Consider the following 15,619-nt stretch of genomic DNA (forward strand, 5'->3'; position numbering starts at 1 on the left):
CGCAACTTATTTATAGACATCCGCAGTCGCGCTGAATCTCCCGTGCTGACGCCCGGCAATCACCACAAAATAACGGCCGCCTTGCTCATCCGCTTTTTGGGATAACACCTTTTTGGCGTCCATCGGCGACGTTGTTTCAGCGGTGGTATTTACGCTGGCGATTTTTTGATAGCCCTTTTCTTTCGCTTCAATCTCGCTGATTTCCTGTGCCGCCATCACATTGGCGGCAAGGGTGCCGGTAAGCAACGCTGCGGTTAACAAAGACAGTTTATTCATCCCAATTACCTCTCTTATCAATTTCAGCCACCGATGGCGGGCCATTCCACATCAAGCCGCACCAGGCGTGCTGTGTGGAATAATTATGGAAGAAGAGCCGGCGTTGGCTATGGCGCAAGGGGTATTAAGATATGTACCGCCGGAAAACGGCGGTAGGCAACAGTGCAGTTAACGGGTGAGAAAATCCATGACCTGCTGGCAGAAAGGCTCCGGATGGGAAATAAAAGGCGCATGGGCAGCCTTGGGGAATATATGGCTGTGGCTGCGAGGCCATTCCTTATCCAGCAGCGGTACCACGCTGCGCGGGACCAGCCCGTCCAGATAGCCATACAGACGCAACAGCGGTACTTTCAGGTCAATGAGCTCTTGACGAAGATCGGCGGTACGCAATATGTTCAGGCCGCCGGTCAATACCTCAACGTCCGGCAGAGGCTGCGCCAGTACCACGTTTTTTAGCCAGCGCGCATCCTGGCGCGCCGTTTCGGTACCCAGCGTTTGCAGGCCGAGAAAGCGCTCTACCGTTCGCTGAAAATCCTGATGCAGCTGGTGGCCAAATCCGCTCAGCACTTCCGGTTTGATACCTGGCCAGTCTGCCTCGGCGCAGAATCGGGGAGAGGACGCTACGGTTATCAGCCGGTCTACCCGCTGGGGTGATGTCAGGGCGATGCGGCTTGCCACTAGCCCGCCCAATGACCAGCCGATCCAGACGGCATGTGCGGGCGCAGCAGCCAGGACTTCCCGCGCCATCTGGGCCAGGGTCAGCGCACCGAATCCATGGCTGCGTCCGTAGCCGGGCAGGTCCACCAGGTGCAATCGGTAATGCGGCGCCAGTCGCGGCACTACCGTGGTCCATACTTCGGCATTCAAGCCCCATCCGTGGAGCAGCACAACATCGCGATCTCCGCTGCCCATCTGATGCCAATAGAGTGACGTCATCGGTTATGGTCTCTGCAATTATGTAACGGGAGGATAGAGGAATGCTCCAGTGTAAACCCTCGGCGGCCCCTGAGGAATACGCCTATGTTAAACAGCAGCAACTGTTGGGGAATACGCCTATGTTAAGCATCTGCAACCGTTGGGGAAGTACGCCCAGGTTAAGCATCTGCAACCGTTGGGGAAGTACGCCCAGGTTAAGCATCTGCAACCGTTGGGGAAGTACGCTCAGGTTAATCATCTGCAACCGTTGGGGAAGTATGCCCAGGTTAAGCATCTGCAACCGTTGGGGAAGTATGCCTGGCTTCGCCATTAGCGCCGCCCCAGGATCAAGCTGATGTTAACCCTCGGCGCACTCTGCTGGCTATGCCGCATGCCGGTGTGGTTCTGTCATCATGGCGTCTGCCGCACCTGCGTGACGCAGCTGTTGCTCACGCGACCCATCCACTGTCCGGTATGCGGGCTGCCGGCAGGCACCCGGTCCCAACCCTGTGGCCGCTGCCTGCTGAATCCGCCGCTGTGGCATGCGTTGCATTATGTAACGGATTACCAGCCGCCGCTCACCAGTCTGGTAAAAAAACTGAAATACCACGGCGATACCGGTCTAGGGAGAGTGCTGGCGCGGCTGATGCTGCTTAGCTGGCTAGCTGAGCGTCGACAAACAGCCCAGAGAAAGCCCGATATGATACTAAACGTGCCATTGCATGGTTACCGCCACTGGCGTAGAGGCTATAATCAGACTGAACTGCTCGCTTCCCCGCTGGCACGCTGGCTTGGAGTGGAATACCATGACGATATCCTGTTGCGTCATCGTCCTGCCATTCCTCAGCAGATGCTTAATGCCCGCGCTCGGCAATCCAACCTGCAGGGGGCCTTCAGCTGCAGCCCGGACGTCGCCGGCAGGCATGTGGCTCTGGTGGATGACGTCGTCACCACCGGCAGCACAGTGAAAGAACTGACCCGCCTGCTGCTGGCGCAACAGGCTGACACCGTCGAGGTGTGGTGCGTTTGCCGCACCTTGTAGTCGGTAAGGGAAAGGGCGTATTATAACCGACTAGAACAGTCAACTATTGAGTAAATGTCATGATCCGTATTACCGATGCTGCCCAGGAACACTTTGCTAAATTGCTGGCCAATCAGGAAGACGGCACCCAAATTCGCGTATTTGTGATAAATCCAGGTACGCCGACCGCAGAGTGCGGTGTGTCCTATTGCCCGCCGGATGCCATTGAAGCTACCGACACCGAACTGAAATTCGATAAAATTTCCGCGTATGTTGATGAGCTGAGCGCCCCTTACCTGCTGGACGCGGAAATCGATTTTGTCACCGATAAGCTTGGCTCCCAGCTAACGCTGAAAGCGCCCAACGCCAAGATGCGTAAAGTCACCGACGACGCGCCGCTAATCGAACGCGTCGAGTATGTACTGCAGTCGCAGATCAACCCGCAGCTTGCCGGCCACGGCGGCCAGGTCACGCTGATGGAAATCACCGATGACAACCTGGCCATCCTGCAGTTCGGCGGCGGCTGTAACGGCTGCTCCATGGTCGACTTCACCCTCAAGGAAGGTATTGAAAAAGAATTGCTGGAAAAATTCCCTGAGCTCAAGGGCGTGCGCGATCTTACCGAGCATCAGCGCGGCGAACACTCCTACTACTGATGGTTAGCCGATTTACCCTGGCTGGCGGTTTTCTGTGCCGGGCCAGACATAGCGCTGCACCCCGGCGTGTGGCGTTGCGTTTGGTGGCTCATCGCTTGCGGGCGTTGGCAGCAGCCTGTTGCCGACAGTGGTTTACGGCGGTTAACAACTTCGCTACCTGCTCATCGGCAAATATCTCTTCAATCTTCCTGGAGAGCTTACGCCGCCAATTGGGATATTCATCGGTGGTGCCAGGCACATTGACCGGCTGGCTCATTTCCAGCCAGTCTTCCGGCTGCAGGCCCAACAGGGTGGAACGGCTCAGGGCGATATAGCGATGCAGCGCCAGATTGAGTTCCGGCGACCAGTCTAGCTCATCAGCCCGCGTGCCGGCATCTGCGTCAAGACAGCGACTGCGAATTAATTGATCCAGCAATGCCTGAATGTCCTGCCGCCGATCATTCAGCAGCGACGGGAAGATTTCTTCGCTGGGATAAAGCCCGAGCCGTTGCCCTAATTTCAGGTCTTCGCTTAACCAGAATCCTCTCAAGGTCGCCAGATCGTGAGTGGTCAGAGTGGCCATTGCCTGGAGCAAATAGCTATCAGGCGTGTGGAAACCGCCGTCTTTATCTCGCTCGAAAAACAGCACTTTATAGGAGTAAATACCTGCCTCCTGCAGCTGACCGGTGATTTCAGGCGGTACGGTGCCCAGATCTTCGCCAATCACCATACAGCGCTGACGCTGGCTTTCGAGGGCCAGCACCCCGAGCAAGTCCTGCAGCGGGTATTCCACATAAGCGCCCTGTCCAGCATCCCGGTGGCCAGGTATCCACCAAAGCCGCAGCAACGACATGACATGATCGATTCGCAACGCGCCGCAGTGTCGCATGTTGGCGCGCAGCATGTCGATAAACGGGCCATAGGCGCGCTTTATCAGCACATTGGGATCCTGCGGCGGCAGTCCCCAGTTCTGTCCCTGCGGTCCCAATCGGTCCGGCGGCGCTCCGACAGAAGCGGTCAGGCAGTACAGCTCTCTGTCGCTCCAGGTTTCTACGCCACCCTCACCGACCCCGACCGCCAGATCGCGATAAATGCCGATCGGCATGTCCAGTCGGCGACTGAGCCTGAAACAGGCATCAAACTGCCGGGACGCCAGCCATTGCAGCCATTGATAGAAAGCGATTCGCTCAGGATAGCGACGGCAGAAGTCATTCACCGCTTCGCCGTCGGGATCCTGGTAGGCGGACGGCCACTGCTGCCATCGCTCCAGGGTCTCTTCCTGCCGGTCGTTCAGATATTCATGCAGCGCATCGAACAGTGCCTGCAGACGCAGCTTTTCGCCGCCGGCCTGGACGAAAGCGCGAAATGCCGCCACCCGAGAACAGTCATCCGTCCGCTGCCTGAACTGGTTCCAGGCATGATTCAGCGCGGTCAGTTTAAACGCCATTACGCCGGGATAGTCCACCAGCGCTGATTGGCGCAGCTCCGCCAGGCGGGACTTGGTTTCCGGCATTGACCACCAGCGCTGGGCCTGCTGGCTTTGCACAAAATCATCAACGGCCCCCACATCGATATAAATGACGTTCAGCCAGTGCCTGGATGACGGACTATAGGGACTGGCCCACTGCGGCAGCGCCGGATAGAGGGCATGGATCGGATTAAGGCCGACAAAAGCGCCCTGGTGCTTACCGGTGCCTTCAATCAATAGCGCCAGATCGCCAAAATCACCAATACCCCAGTTACGCTCAGAACGCAGGGTGTAGAGCTGGATGCAGCACCCCCAGAGCTTGCCGCCGGCAGCGACCTCTGGTGGCTCATAACAACGGCCAGGAGCGCGAATAAGCTGGCATTCCCACTGCTGGCCTTCCTGGATCAGCACCAGTTGGTGATAGCCGTCAGGCAGTCCCGAAGGCAGGGTCAGAGCGCTGCCCTTCACCTGGCCCTGATGTCGGCGCCCCGCCTCTTCAATAAGCGTCCAGTGACCGTTAACTGCCTTGGTCAGCGTCAACCTGGGCGAGTCGGTGCCGCGCAATACCCATACCGGAGGCAAAGGCCCGTTCCGATCCTTATCTTTGGCCAGCCCGGCCATGGCCGCCAGCAGTTGCTGCTTTGTCTCGGCTCCGAGGGTTTTCTCCTGCCCCCAGGCATCGGTATATTTCAGTTTGATACCGGCCCGGGCGGCGGTTCTGTCCAGTTCCTGAGGATCCATTACCGCTCCTTAACGTCTGGCTTGCCAAATGTGCTGTTGATAATCTCTGATTGAACGGTCAGAGCTGAAAAAACCGACGCGCGCGGTATTGAGTATGGCGCTGCGAGTCCAATCATCGGGGCGGCGGTAAAGCGCATCTACCTGCTGCTGGGCTGAGCAATAGGAGGCGAAGTCAGCCAACACCAGATAGGGATCTCCGCCCTGTTGAAGGCTTTGCAGCAACAAGTCGAATGCCTGCTTGTCTTTATCGCTGTAGCGACCGCTGCCAAGCTCGTTCAGCAGGCCTTTCAGCGCCTTGTCCTTTTTAAGCACATCCGCCGGTTGGTAGCGGGAAGCCAGCAAGGCCTTCACCTGTTCAACCGTATGACCGAAAATAAAGATATGATCGTCCCCGACCTGCTCGGCGATTTCAACGTTGGCGCCGTCCAGGGTACCGATGGTCAGCGCGCCATTAAGCGACAGCTTCATATTGCCGGTGCCGGAAGCTTCTTTACCGGCGGTGGAAATCTGCTCCGATAGATCCGCCGCCGGGATCATCCATTCAGCGACGGTGACCCGGTAGTCCGGTAGGAACACCACTTGGAGCCGATCACTGATTTTTTTATCGTTATTGATTTTCTCTGCCAACTGATTGATGGCAAAAATGATATTTTTCGCCAGCGCATATCCCGGCGCGGCTTTGGCACCGAACAGAAAGACACGCGGCACAATATCCAGGCTCGGATTATCTCTTAACTGGCGATACAGCGACAAGATATGCAGCAGGTTGAGGTGCTGGCGTTTATATTCGTGTAAGCGCTTGATTTGCACATCAAACAGCGCCTCAGGATTAATGGTGATAGCCGTCAACGTTTTAACTTTTGCAGCCAGCTTCAGCTTATTATCGAATTTAATTTGCCTGAACCGGTCGCGAAATGCGGCGTCATCGGCAAACGGCTCCAGCTGCCTGAGATTTTCAAGGCGGGTAATCCAGCTTTTACCGATGGTATCGTCAATCAACCTGGCCAGGGCCGGATTACATTGCTTGAGCCAGCGGCGCGGCGTAATGCCATTGGTGACGTTGTGAAATTTCTCTGGCCACAGCGCATAATATTGCGGAAACAGATCGGACTTCACCAGATCCGAATGGAGCGCGGCCACGCCGTTCACCGCAAAGCCGCAGACCACGCACAGGTTAGCCATACGCACCTGTTTATCATAATGTACCGCCACCTTGGCCCAGACCGCTTCATCATCGGGCCAGTGCTGCTGCACCAGGATTTTGAATTCGGCATTGATTCGCCTGATGATGGCGAAATGACGCGGCAGTAGAGTACGCATCAGCTTTTCGTGCCAGCATTCCAGCGCTTCAGGCATCAGCGTATGGTTGGTATAGGCGAAGGTTCGGCAGGTAATCTTCCAGGCCTCTTCCCAGCTTAGTTGATGCTCATCAATCAGCAGCCGCAGCAGTTCCGGGATGGCGATAGCCGGGTGGGTATCGTTGAGCTGTATAACCTCATGGTCCGGCAGGCTGTGAATAGTGCGTCCCGCCAGGTGATGGCGGCGCAGAATATCAGCCATCGCACAGGCGCACTGAAAGTACTGCTGCATAAGTCGCAGTTGCTTGCCTTCCTGGTGATTGTCGTTCGGATAAAGCACTTTGGTCAGTTTAGCGGCATCAATACCCGCCTGCTCTGCCTTGAGGAATCGTCCATCGTTAAACTTTTGCAGATTAAAAGGATGGGGATGAGTGGCCTGCCATAAGCGCAGTGGCAGGACGACCCCATTGTCGTAACCGACCACCGGCAAATCCCAGGCTTCACCCTGCAGCAGATAGGCCGGCTGCCAAACCGTATCGCCCCGATCATTTTTATGCAGTTTCCCGCCAAGACCGACCTGTACCGTCAATGACGGATTGCGGCGAAACCAGGGATAGATCTCACGGTGCCAGTTATCAGGCGTTTCGTCTTGTCGGCCGTCGGTAAAACGCTGGCGGAACAGCCCATACTGATAATTCAGCCCATAGCCGATCGCTGACTGGCCAACGGTTGCCATGGAATCCATATAGCATGCAGCCAGACGACCCAGGCCGCCGTTGCCCAGCGCCGGGTCGATTTCCTGTTCCAGGATATCGGTCAGGCTGATGTGGTAGCCGGCCAGTATTTTTTGGACGGTGTCGTACCAGCCCAGATTTATCAGGTTATTGCCGGTCAGGCGACCGATGAGGAATTCCATGGAAAGGTAATTGACGTGGCGCGGGTTGTTCTTCAGCGCCTGTGGCAACGGCCGGGCCAAAATCAATTCATTGGCGGCACCGCTTACCACCTGCCACCACTGCCAGGAGGTCATTTCTTCTGCACGGCTCAACCCCAGGCGCTGCCATTGACGATCCAGGGCCGCCTGGAATGCAGCTTTATCAAGTTTGATTTTCGGCATAAAACGTCTCTATCCTGTTTGAAATAAGTTAAGCAATGCCGTTGGCACAGTTAAAAAGCGCAATAGGTATAGATGTTATCCCGGGAATGTTGCCAACGCAGACGCTCAACCGACAGCAGGTGGGCAAGCCTTTCGCTGCGAAGTCAGAATGATGTGGGATGATTGCCCGTGACTTTCAAAGAATAGTCAACCCAGATAAAAAAGGGAGAAATGAAACGTAAATTTCGTTAGCCGCAACAGGGCAGTTCAGGGGTAACCCGCCCAGGCCGAATCAGCAGAGTTCCAGTTTGACCTCATACTGTTCAATAATGCTCATCACGCTCGGAGGCGGCTGCATATCGGTAAATAAATAATCGATAAGCGACATATTGCCCAGATTGACCATGGCGTTGCGACCAAATTTAGAATGGTCGGTAACCAGCATCACGCAGCGCGAATTCTCGATGATCGCCCGCTTGGTGCGGACTTCGTGATAATCAAACTCCAGCAGCGAGCCATCCAGATCGATGCCGCTGATGCCCAGGATGCCGTAGTCCAGCCTGAACTGGGAGATGAAATCAAGCGTCGCCTCGCCCATGATCCCGCCATCGCGGGTGCGCACTTCGCCACCGGCCAGTATCAGCCGGAAATCCTCCTTGGCGGTGAGCAGCGTGGCCACGTTCAGGTTATTAGTGACGACCCGCAGATCCCGGTGATTCATCAACGCGTGGGCCACCGCCTCAGGCGTGGTGCCGATATCGATAAACAGGGTGGCGCCATCGGGGATTTGGCTGGCGACGCGGGCGGCGATACGGGCTTTTTCATCCGACAGCATCACCTTGCGGTCATGGTAAGCGGCATTGACCGAGCTGGACGGCAGGGCCGCGCCGCCATGATGGCGATGAATGCGGTTCTGTTCAGCCAGCTCATTCAGATCACGGCGGATGGTTTGCGGGCTGACGGCGAAATGATCCACCAGCTCTTCCGTACTGACGTATCCCTGCCGCTGTACCAGTTCAATGATGGCGTCATGGCGCTGCGTTTGCTTCACGTAAAGCCCTCTGCTTACAAAAAATGATGAGATTAACGCCGGTCATCGGCCGACCCGATGCCTGGAGTCCCAGAAAGCCATCAGCAGGCCGACCACTAGCCCAGCCACATGGGCAGCGTTGGCGATGGCGATACCGAAAATATCGAAATAACCTGCAATCAGCCACAGCAGGGCAAAAATGATCAATCCGCGCGGCAGATTGAGTGGGCTGTCCGGATGCTGTTCACCGTACCACCAGACGTAGCCCATCAACGCATAAACCACGCCGGAAAGCCCGCCGAAAAATACGCCGCTGAAATGATACTGCACCACGCCGCTCAATACCGCCGAAAGAACGGTAAGCAGCAACAGTCTGCCGGTGCCGCGAAATTTTTCCATCGCGCCGCCCAGATACCACCACCACATCAGGTTAAACAGGATATGCAATAAGGAAAAATGCAGCAGCACATGGCTGAACCAGCGCCAGACCTGGACATACTGCTCAGGACCGGCCGGATAAGCCAGCCAATACATCACCTGATCGTCGCCGAGCAGCGCCATCAAGATGAATACCAGTACACAGGCAGCCGTCAGCACCAGGGTCAGCGGGCCTGCTTTGGCGCGCAGCCCGCTGAATCCGCCGCCGGTCGCGTAGCGAAATTCATGGTTGGCGGTAGAACCGGTACGCCAGCTGGCGGCCAGATAGCGGGGATGCATTGGATCGAGCAGGAAAATCTCCAGCGCCTGCTCGGTTTGCGCCAGTTGATCCTCGTCTTTCAGCCACAGCTCGGCGGCCTGGCCCTGCTGAACCAGCTCCAGGGTGACGCCCTGAGTCTTCATATAGTCGATAAACGCCTGCGCCAGGCGAGGATTAGATAAGGCGGTAACTCGTATCATGGCAGGAAATAAGCCCTATCAGTGGGGTGATAAAACACTGTCCGGGATGACGGCTTGGGTCGTGGTAAGCCAACGCCTGCCTGCCTTTTCCGGGGCATCCCTGTCGGCGGTCAGATGCTGATGTCGACATCCAGCGGATAGTTTTTTGTCCAGTCTTCGAACCCGCCGTCAATACTGTATGTAGCGTCAAAACCTTGCTGCAGCAAATATTGGGCGGCACTTTTACTGCTGTTGCCATGATAGCACATCACCATAATGGGGCGTTGCTCCTCCCTCCGGGCGATCAAGGCCGGCAGCGATTCGTTGGTTAAGTGAACGGCGCCCGGTACATGACCGGCGGCAAAACTTTGCGGATCGCGGATATCGACCAGCACGGCGGTATCGTCCTTCCAGAATTGGTGCGCCTGTTCAACGCTGATTGTTTCGAATTGATGCATAAATCAAGGCAGCCTCTGTAATATGACACGTTTTTCCCTGCGCGGGCGGGCTCAGTTTATCAAGCTGCCGGCCAGCGTCTAGCCCTTTCGTGACAGCCGATTCTGGGGCCGCACCTTTTAACCGTTTCTGGAACACACGCCATGGTTGCCTGATGCGCTACTCTATTTATAAGCGGTACTGGAACAGGCGGTACGCTAAAAATGTTATCTATATCACGCCTAATTGTAATTTATAGGTTAATCCATGGCGCGCATGATTGTTTTCGACTACTATTATGAGCGAAAACGAACATTAAAGCATTCATGAGCATGTGGAGGAAGGTACAGTGGAAACCAAAGACCTGATCGTGATAGGCGGCGGAATAAACGGAGCCGGTATCGCTGCGGATGCTGCCGGACGCGGATTGTCGGTGCTGATGCTCGAAGCGCAGGATCTGGCCTGCGCGACCTCCTCCGCCAGCTCCAAATTAATCCACGGCGGCCTGCGCTACTTGGAACATTACGAATTCCGCCTGGTAAGCGAGGCGCTGGCAGAACGAGAAGTGTTGCTAAAAATGGCACCGCATATCGCTTTTCCAATGCGCTTCCGACTGCCCCACCGGCCTCATCTTCGTCCGGCCTGGATGATAAGGGTCGGCCTGTTTATGTACGATCACTTGGGTAAGCGCACCAGCCTGCCGTCAAGTAAAGGATTGCGTTTCGGCGCGGATTCGATATTAAAACCTTCGATCACACGCGGTTTCGAATATTCGGATTGCTGGGTAGACGATGCCCGCTTAGTGGTGCTCAATGCTCAGGAAGTGGTTGCCAAGGGCGGTGAGGTGCGCACCCGTACCCGCGTTACTCGCGCCTGGCGCGAAAATGGCTTGTGGCAGGTAGAGGCAGAAGATGGACTGACCGGTGAGACGCTGCGCTGGCAGGCCAAAGGCCTGGCGAATGCTACCGGCCCCTGGGTGAAACAGTTTATCGACGACAGCCTGCATTTGCCGTCCCAGTATGGTATCCGGTTAATCAAAGGCAGCCATATCGTGGTGCCCAGAGTCCACACCGGCCAGCATGCCTATATTCTGCAAAATGAAGATCACCGTATTGTGTTCGTTATTCCGTGGATGGACAAATATTCGATCATCGGTACCACCGACGTCGAGTATCACGGCGCCCCCCACGACGTGAAAATTGATGATAAAGAAATCAGCTATTTGCTGAATGTCTATAACGCCCACTTTACCAAGCCGCTGGCCGAGCAGGATATTGTCTGGTCATACTCCGGCGTGCGGCCGCTGTGCGACGATGAATCCGATTCTCCCCAGGCGGTTACCCGCGACTATACCCTGTCGGTGACCGATGACCAGGGCAAGGCCCCATTGCTATCGGTATTTGGCGGCAAGCTGACCACTTATCGTAAACTGGCGGAACATGCGCTGGAAAAACTGGCCAAATACTACCCCGATGCCGGGCCCGCCTGGACCCGGGGCGCGGTGCTACCGGGCGGCGATTTGCCCGGCGATAGGGATGACTATGCAGCCAGACTGCGCCGCAAATATCCCTGGCTTGCCGAGAGCATGGCGCGCCGCTACAGTCGCACTTATGGCACCCATGCCGAATTGATACTGGCAGGCACCACCGGTATTGCCAGCCTTGGCGAGGACTTCGGTCATGATTTCTACGAGGCGGAGCTGCGGTATCTGGTGGATCAAGAGTGGGTGGTGTCGCTTGAAGATGCCATCTGGCGCCGCACTAAGCTGGGAATGGAGCTGGATGCAACCGCCTGCGCGCGCATCACCGCCTGGCTGAGCTGCCATCAAAGCAATCATCACCGCTCGCTATCGCTGGCATCCTGACAGAAAGGCCCGAGCAAGCTCGGGCCTTTTTATTCCCAGGCCGGGCCGGTGGTGCCCTTAAAGCCTTATCGGCTTGACTTTCCAAATCTCATCAGCATATTCCTGGATGGTGCGGTCGGATGAGAAATAGCCCATGCTGGCGATATTGCTGACCGCGCGTTTGGTCCACTCCTCACGTTGACGATATAGCGCATCCACTTTATCCTGCGTATCCACATAGCTGCGGTAATCCGCCAGCAGCTGGTAATGATCCCCCAGATTAACCAGGCTATCGAACAGATTGCTGTAGCGATTGGATTCGCCCGGGCTGAAAACGCCGGTCGCTATCTGGGTCAGCGCCAGGTGCAGCTCCGGATCCTGCTCATAATACTGATGAGGATTGTAGCCGCCGACCCGCAGCGCCTCTACCTGTTCGGCGGTATTGCCGAAAATGAAGATATTTTCCTCCCCCATATGCTGGCGCATTTCAATATTGGCCCCATCGAGGGTACCGATGGTCAGGGCGCCGTTCAGGGCGAATTTCATATTGCTGGTGCCCGAGGCCTCGGTACCGGCCAGGGAAATCTGCTCTGACAGATCGGCCGCCGGGATAATCAGCTGCGCCAGACTGACGCTATAGTTGGGGATGAACACCACCTTCAGCCGATTTCTCATCAGCGGATCGTTATTGACCACCGCCGCCACATCATTAATCAGATGGATAACCTGCTTGGCAATATAGTAGGCGGACGCCGCCTTGCCGGCGAATATATTCACCCTGGGCACCCAGTCGGCGTCGGGATTGGCCTTGATCCGATTATAACGGGTGATGATATGCAGCACATTGAGCAACTGCCGCTTATATTCATGGATGCGCTTAATCTGCACATCGAACAAGGCGGCGGGACTGACCACAACATTCAGTTTGGTGGCCAGATACCTCGCCAGGTTCTGTTTATTGGTGAACTTGGCCTGCTGCACGCTGTTGATAAATGTCGGGTAGTCCCGATGACCGGTGATTTCGCCCAGCTGGCTTAAATCGGTACGCCAGGTCTGGCCAATCGTCTCATCCAGCACCGCCGACAGCGCCGGGTTGGCCAGCGCCAGCCAGCGCCTGGGGGTGACGCCATTGGTTTTATTGCAAAACCGGTCCGGATAGATACGGGCAAAATCGGCAAACAGCGATTGCACCATCAGGTCTGAATGCAACTCCGATACGCCATTGACCTTATGGCTGGCGATGACTGCCAGCCAGGCCATACGCACCATGCGGCCATTGTGTTCATCGATAATCGACACGCGAGCCAGCAGGCCGCTGTCGTCAGGAAAAGCGGCCTGGACGCCGGTCAGGAAATGATCGTTTATTTCAAAAATGATCTGCAGATGGCGCGGCAGGATCTTGCCCAGCATCTCTACCGGCCAGGTTTCCAGGGCCTCAGACATCAGGGTATGGTTGGTGTAGGAGAACACTTGGCATACCACCTTCCACGCTTCCAGCCAGCTGAATTGATGCTCATCGATCACTACCCGCATCAGTTCGGGGATCGCCAGTACCGGATGGGTATCGTTAAGATGTATGGCTATTTTGTCAGTCAGGTTTTCATAGGTCTGATGCATCAGCCAGTGGCGGTGCAGAATATCCTGCACCGTGGCGGAGACTAAAAAGTATTCCTGGCGCAGCCGCAGCTCGCGGCCAGAATAAGTGGAATCGTCCGGATAGAGCACCCGGGAGACGTTTTCGGAGTAGTTTTTATCTTCCACTGCGGCAAAATAGTCGCCCTGGTTGAATTTACCCAGATTGATTTCATTACTGGCCTGCGCGCTCCATAGCCTCAGGGTGTTGGTAGCATCGGTATCATAGCCGGGGATAATCTGGTCATACGCGCAGGCCAGCACTTCCTCGGTCTCCAGCCAGTGGGTTTTGGCCCCCTCCTGCTGTACCCGGCCGCCAAAACGGACTTTGTAGCGGGTACCGTGGCGGGGAAACTCCCAGGCATTGCCATATTCCAGCCAGTAGTCCGGTGATTCAGCTTGCTGGCCAGCAATGATGTTCTGTTTGAACATTCCGTATTCATAACGAATGCCATAGCCGCGGCCCGGCAGCGCCATGGTCGCCATGGAATCCAGAAAGCAGGCGGCCAGCCTGCCAAGCCCGCCGTTGCCCAGTCCCGGATCGTTCTCTTCCTGCAGCAGTTCGTCAAGGCTCAGCCCCATCCCATCCAGCGCTGCCCGCGTATCCTCATAAATCCCTATCGCCAGCAGCGCGTTAGACAAGGTTCTGCCCAACAGGAACTCCATCGACAGGTAGTAGACCTGACGTACATCCTGCGACAACTGCGCACGATTCGAACGCAGCCAGCGCTCCACCATCCGGTCCCTGACCGCCAGCAACGTCGCATTCAGCCACTCGTGTTTATTGGCGATAGCAGGGTCTTTACCGATGGTGAACATCAGTTTATAGGCGATGGAATGCTTCAGCGCTTCGACGCTGAGCGTGGGTGAAGCATATAGGATTGGAGCGCTCATCACAGTCATTCCCGGTTAGACACTTGATTACAGGCGCTGGTAAAGCGCCTGGTAAGCTCTGGCGGCAACACGCCAGCTAAAGTCCAGGCCCATCGCCTGGCGCTGCACATAGCGCCACAGCGATGGACGGGACCACAGCACAAATGCCCGGCGTATCGCCCGTTGTAATCCGGCCGCGGTCGCATCTTCGAATACAAAGCCGCTCGCGGTGCCATCGGAGAGATTCTCCAGCGAACTGTCGGTCACTGTATCGGCCAATCCGCCGGTGCGGCGAACCAACGGCAGGGTGCCGTACTTCAGCCCGTATAACTGCGTCAGGCCGCAGGGTTCGAAACGGCTAGGCACCATAAGCACGTCCGCCCCGCCGATAATCCGATGGGAGAAGGCTTCATGGTAGCCCAGCTGTACGCCGACCTGGCTGGGGTATTCCGCCGCTGCCGCCAGGAACCCCTGCTGCAGCGTGACATCGCCCGCGCCCAGCAGCGTCAACTGTCCGCCCTGTTCAAGCAGATCCGGCAACACTTCCAGCACCAGATCCAGTCCCTTTTGGCTGGTCAGCCGACTGACTACCGCAAACAGCGGCACTTTATCATCGACCGTCAGGCCCATTGCCGTCTGGAGGTGGCGTTTGTTTTCCGCCTTGGCCTCCAGCACATCGCGGTTGTAGCGCTTGGCCAGCATTCCGTCGTGGGTTGGATTCCAGATGGCATCATCGACGCCGTTAAGGATACCCGACAGGCGGCCCTGGGCGCTGAGCGATGCCAGCAGCCCTTCCATGCCGTAGCCATAAGCGGGCTGGGTTATCTCACGCGCATAGGTCGGACTGACGGTGGTCACGTGATCGGCATAGAACAGACCGGCTTTCAGATAGGATATCTGACCAAAAAATTCCATGCCATAGGTCTGGAAAAAGTCTTCCGGCAGCCCGAGCTCTGGCAGGTGACGGGCGGAAAACAGCCCCTGATAGGCCAGGTTGTGCACGGTAAAGATCGATTTTGCCGGCCGGCCTTTGGCCGCCAGATAGGCGCAGGTCAGGCCCGCATGCCAGTCATGGGCCTGAATAATATCCGGGTGCCAGCTGCGGTCCAACCCGCTGGCCATTTCGCTGCCCACCCAGCCCAATAGCGCAAAGCGCAGATAGTTATCCATGTAGGCATACATATCCTGATCGTGGTAGGGGCTGCCGGGACGATCATACAGGTCAGGGACATCAATCAGATAAATTCCAACGCCGTTAAACCTGCCGTACAACAGGGTCACATGACGTGAAAGTGCGTCAAATTCATTGATTACGCGCGTCTCGGGAATGCCCTTCAGCAAGTCTGGAAATGCCGGCAGCAGTACCCGCACATCATCGCCTTCGGCTATTTGTGCCGCCGGCAGCGCCCCGACTACATCCGCCAGTCCCCCGGTTTTCAATAAAGGGAACAGTTCAGAACAAACATGTAAAACCTGCATC

Annotated in this window: 13 protein-coding genes; 3 read left to right on the forward strand and 10 right to left on the reverse strand. The window is 56.3% G+C overall.

The window, feature by feature from the left end; translation table 11 throughout:
• Positions 1-6: 6 nt before the first annotated feature.
• From EDC52_RS15315 to EDC52_RS15325, 3 genes are all read right to left on the reverse strand, one after another.
• Positions 7-216, reverse strand: coding sequence for a YdgH/BhsA/McbA family protein (locus EDC52_RS15315; protein ID WP_407924222.1), 210 nt, complete (start codon positions 214-216; stop codon positions 7-9).
• A gap of 228 nt (positions 217-444) precedes the next feature.
• Positions 445-1,212: a pimeloyl-ACP methyl ester esterase BioH gene (bioH, locus tag EDC52_RS15320; protein ID WP_131866422.1), complete on the reverse strand. Its 768-nt coding sequence runs from the start codon at positions 1,210-1,212 to the stop codon at positions 445-447.
• Between the two features lie 82 nt (positions 1,213-1,294).
• Complete coding sequence (locus EDC52_RS15325) at positions 1,295-1,522, reverse strand: hypothetical protein (protein ID WP_131866424.1); 228 nt, start codon at positions 1,520-1,522, stop codon at positions 1,295-1,297.
• 24 nt (positions 1,523-1,546) lie between these two features.
• On the opposite strand from EDC52_RS15325, the gene gntX reads away from it, so the two are divergent.
• Both gntX and nfuA read left to right on the forward strand, forming a co-directional pair.
• Positions 1,547-2,233: a DNA utilization protein GntX gene (gntX, locus tag EDC52_RS15330; RefSeq protein ID WP_131866426.1), complete on the forward strand. Its 687-nt coding sequence runs from the start codon at positions 1,547-1,549 to the stop codon at positions 2,231-2,233.
• A gap of 59 nt (positions 2,234-2,292) precedes the next feature.
• A complete protein-coding gene (nfuA, locus tag EDC52_RS15335; RefSeq protein ID WP_131866428.1) occupies positions 2,293-2,868 on the forward strand; it encodes a Fe-S biogenesis protein NfuA in 576 nt (191 codons plus the stop codon).
• Positions 2,869-2,956: 88 nt separating this feature from the next.
• Here nfuA and malQ read toward each other — a convergent pair whose 3' ends face one another.
• The 5 genes from malQ to glpE form a co-directional block, all read right to left on the reverse strand.
• Positions 2,957-5,056, reverse strand: a complete 2,100-nt coding sequence (gene malQ, locus EDC52_RS15340; protein ID WP_131866430.1) for a 4-alpha-glucanotransferase — start codon at positions 5,054-5,056, stop codon at positions 2,957-2,959.
• A 9-nt stretch (positions 5,057-5,065) separates the two neighbouring features.
• A complete protein-coding gene (gene malP / locus EDC52_RS15345; protein WP_131866432.1) occupies positions 5,066-7,471 on the reverse strand; it encodes a maltodextrin phosphorylase in 2,406 nt (801 codons plus the stop codon).
• A 271-nt stretch (positions 7,472-7,742) separates the two neighbouring features.
• Complete coding sequence (locus tag EDC52_RS15350) at positions 7,743-8,501, reverse strand: DeoR/GlpR family transcriptional regulator (protein WP_131866434.1); 759 nt, start codon at positions 8,499-8,501, stop codon at positions 7,743-7,745.
• 42 nt (positions 8,502-8,543) lie between these two features.
• Positions 8,544-9,377 (reverse strand): rhomboid family intramembrane serine protease GlpG, encoded by an 834-nt coding sequence (gene glpG / locus EDC52_RS15355; RefSeq protein WP_131866436.1) that lies wholly within the window; start codon positions 9,375-9,377, stop codon positions 8,544-8,546.
• Positions 9,378-9,487: 110 nt separating this feature from the next.
• Positions 9,488-9,814 carry a thiosulfate sulfurtransferase GlpE gene (gene glpE / locus EDC52_RS15360; protein ID WP_131866438.1) on the reverse strand — a complete coding sequence of 109 codons (327 nt, stop codon included), beginning with the start codon at positions 9,812-9,814 and terminating at the stop codon, positions 9,488-9,490.
• A 326-nt stretch (positions 9,815-10,140) separates the two neighbouring features.
• Between glpE and glpD the strand changes: the two genes are divergently transcribed.
• Complete coding sequence (gene glpD, locus EDC52_RS15365) at positions 10,141-11,655, forward strand: glycerol-3-phosphate dehydrogenase (protein WP_131866440.1); 1,515 nt, start codon at positions 10,141-10,143, stop codon at positions 11,653-11,655.
• A 57-nt stretch (positions 11,656-11,712) separates the two neighbouring features.
• On the opposite strand, the gene glgP is transcribed toward glpD, so the two are convergent.
• Together glgP and glgA are read right to left on the reverse strand one after the other, a co-directional pair.
• Positions 11,713-14,160, reverse strand: coding sequence for a glycogen phosphorylase (gene glgP / locus EDC52_RS15370; protein WP_131866441.1), 2,448 nt, complete (start codon positions 14,158-14,160; stop codon positions 11,713-11,715).
• 27 nt (positions 14,161-14,187) lie between these two features.
• Positions 14,188-15,618, reverse strand: coding sequence for a glycogen synthase GlgA (gene glgA / locus EDC52_RS15375; protein WP_131866584.1), 1,431 nt, complete (start codon positions 15,616-15,618; stop codon positions 14,188-14,190).
• Position 15,619 lies beyond the last annotated feature (1 nt).

The sequence above is a fragment of the Biostraticola tofi genome, from assembly GCF_004343195.1.
Lineage (GTDB): Bacteria > Pseudomonadota > Gammaproteobacteria > Enterobacterales > Enterobacteriaceae > Biostraticola > Biostraticola tofi.

Excerpts from the sequence above, each read along its gene's own strand:
- EDC52_RS15315 (WP_407924222.1), bottom strand. The coding sequence starts at position 216 with ATGGCGGCACAGGAAATCAGCGAGATTGAAGCGAAAGAAAAGGGCTAT.
- bioH (WP_131866422.1), bottom strand. The coding sequence starts at position 1,212 with ATGACGTCACTCTATTGGCATCAGATGGGCAGCGGAGATCGCGATGTT.
- EDC52_RS15325 (WP_131866424.1), bottom strand. The coding sequence starts at position 1,522 with ATGGCGAAGCCAGGCATACTTCCCCAACGGTTGCAGATGCTTAACCTG.
- gntX (WP_131866426.1), top strand. The coding sequence starts at position 1,547 with ATGTTAACCCTCGGCGCACTCTGCTGGCTATGCCGCATGCCGGTGTGG.
- nfuA (WP_131866428.1), top strand. The coding sequence starts at position 2,293 with ATGATCCGTATTACCGATGCTGCCCAGGAACACTTTGCTAAATTGCTG.
- malQ (WP_131866430.1), bottom strand. The coding sequence starts at position 5,056 with ATGGATCCTCAGGAACTGGACAGAACCGCCGCCCGGGCCGGTATCAAA.
- malP (WP_131866432.1), bottom strand. The coding sequence starts at position 7,471 with ATGCCGAAAATCAAACTTGATAAAGCTGCATTCCAGGCGGCCCTGGAT.
- glpG (WP_131866436.1), bottom strand. The coding sequence starts at position 9,377 with ATGATACGAGTTACCGCCTTATCTAATCCTCGCCTGGCGCAGGCGTTT.
- glpE (WP_131866438.1), bottom strand. The coding sequence starts at position 9,814 with ATGCATCAATTCGAAACAATCAGCGTTGAACAGGCGCACCAATTCTGG.
- glgP (WP_131866441.1), bottom strand. The coding sequence starts at position 14,160 with ATGAGCGCTCCAATCCTATATGCTTCACCCACGCTCAGCGTCGAAGCG.
- glgA (WP_131866584.1), bottom strand. The coding sequence starts at position 15,618 with ATGCAGGTTTTACATGTTTGTTCTGAACTGTTCCCTTTATTGAAAACC.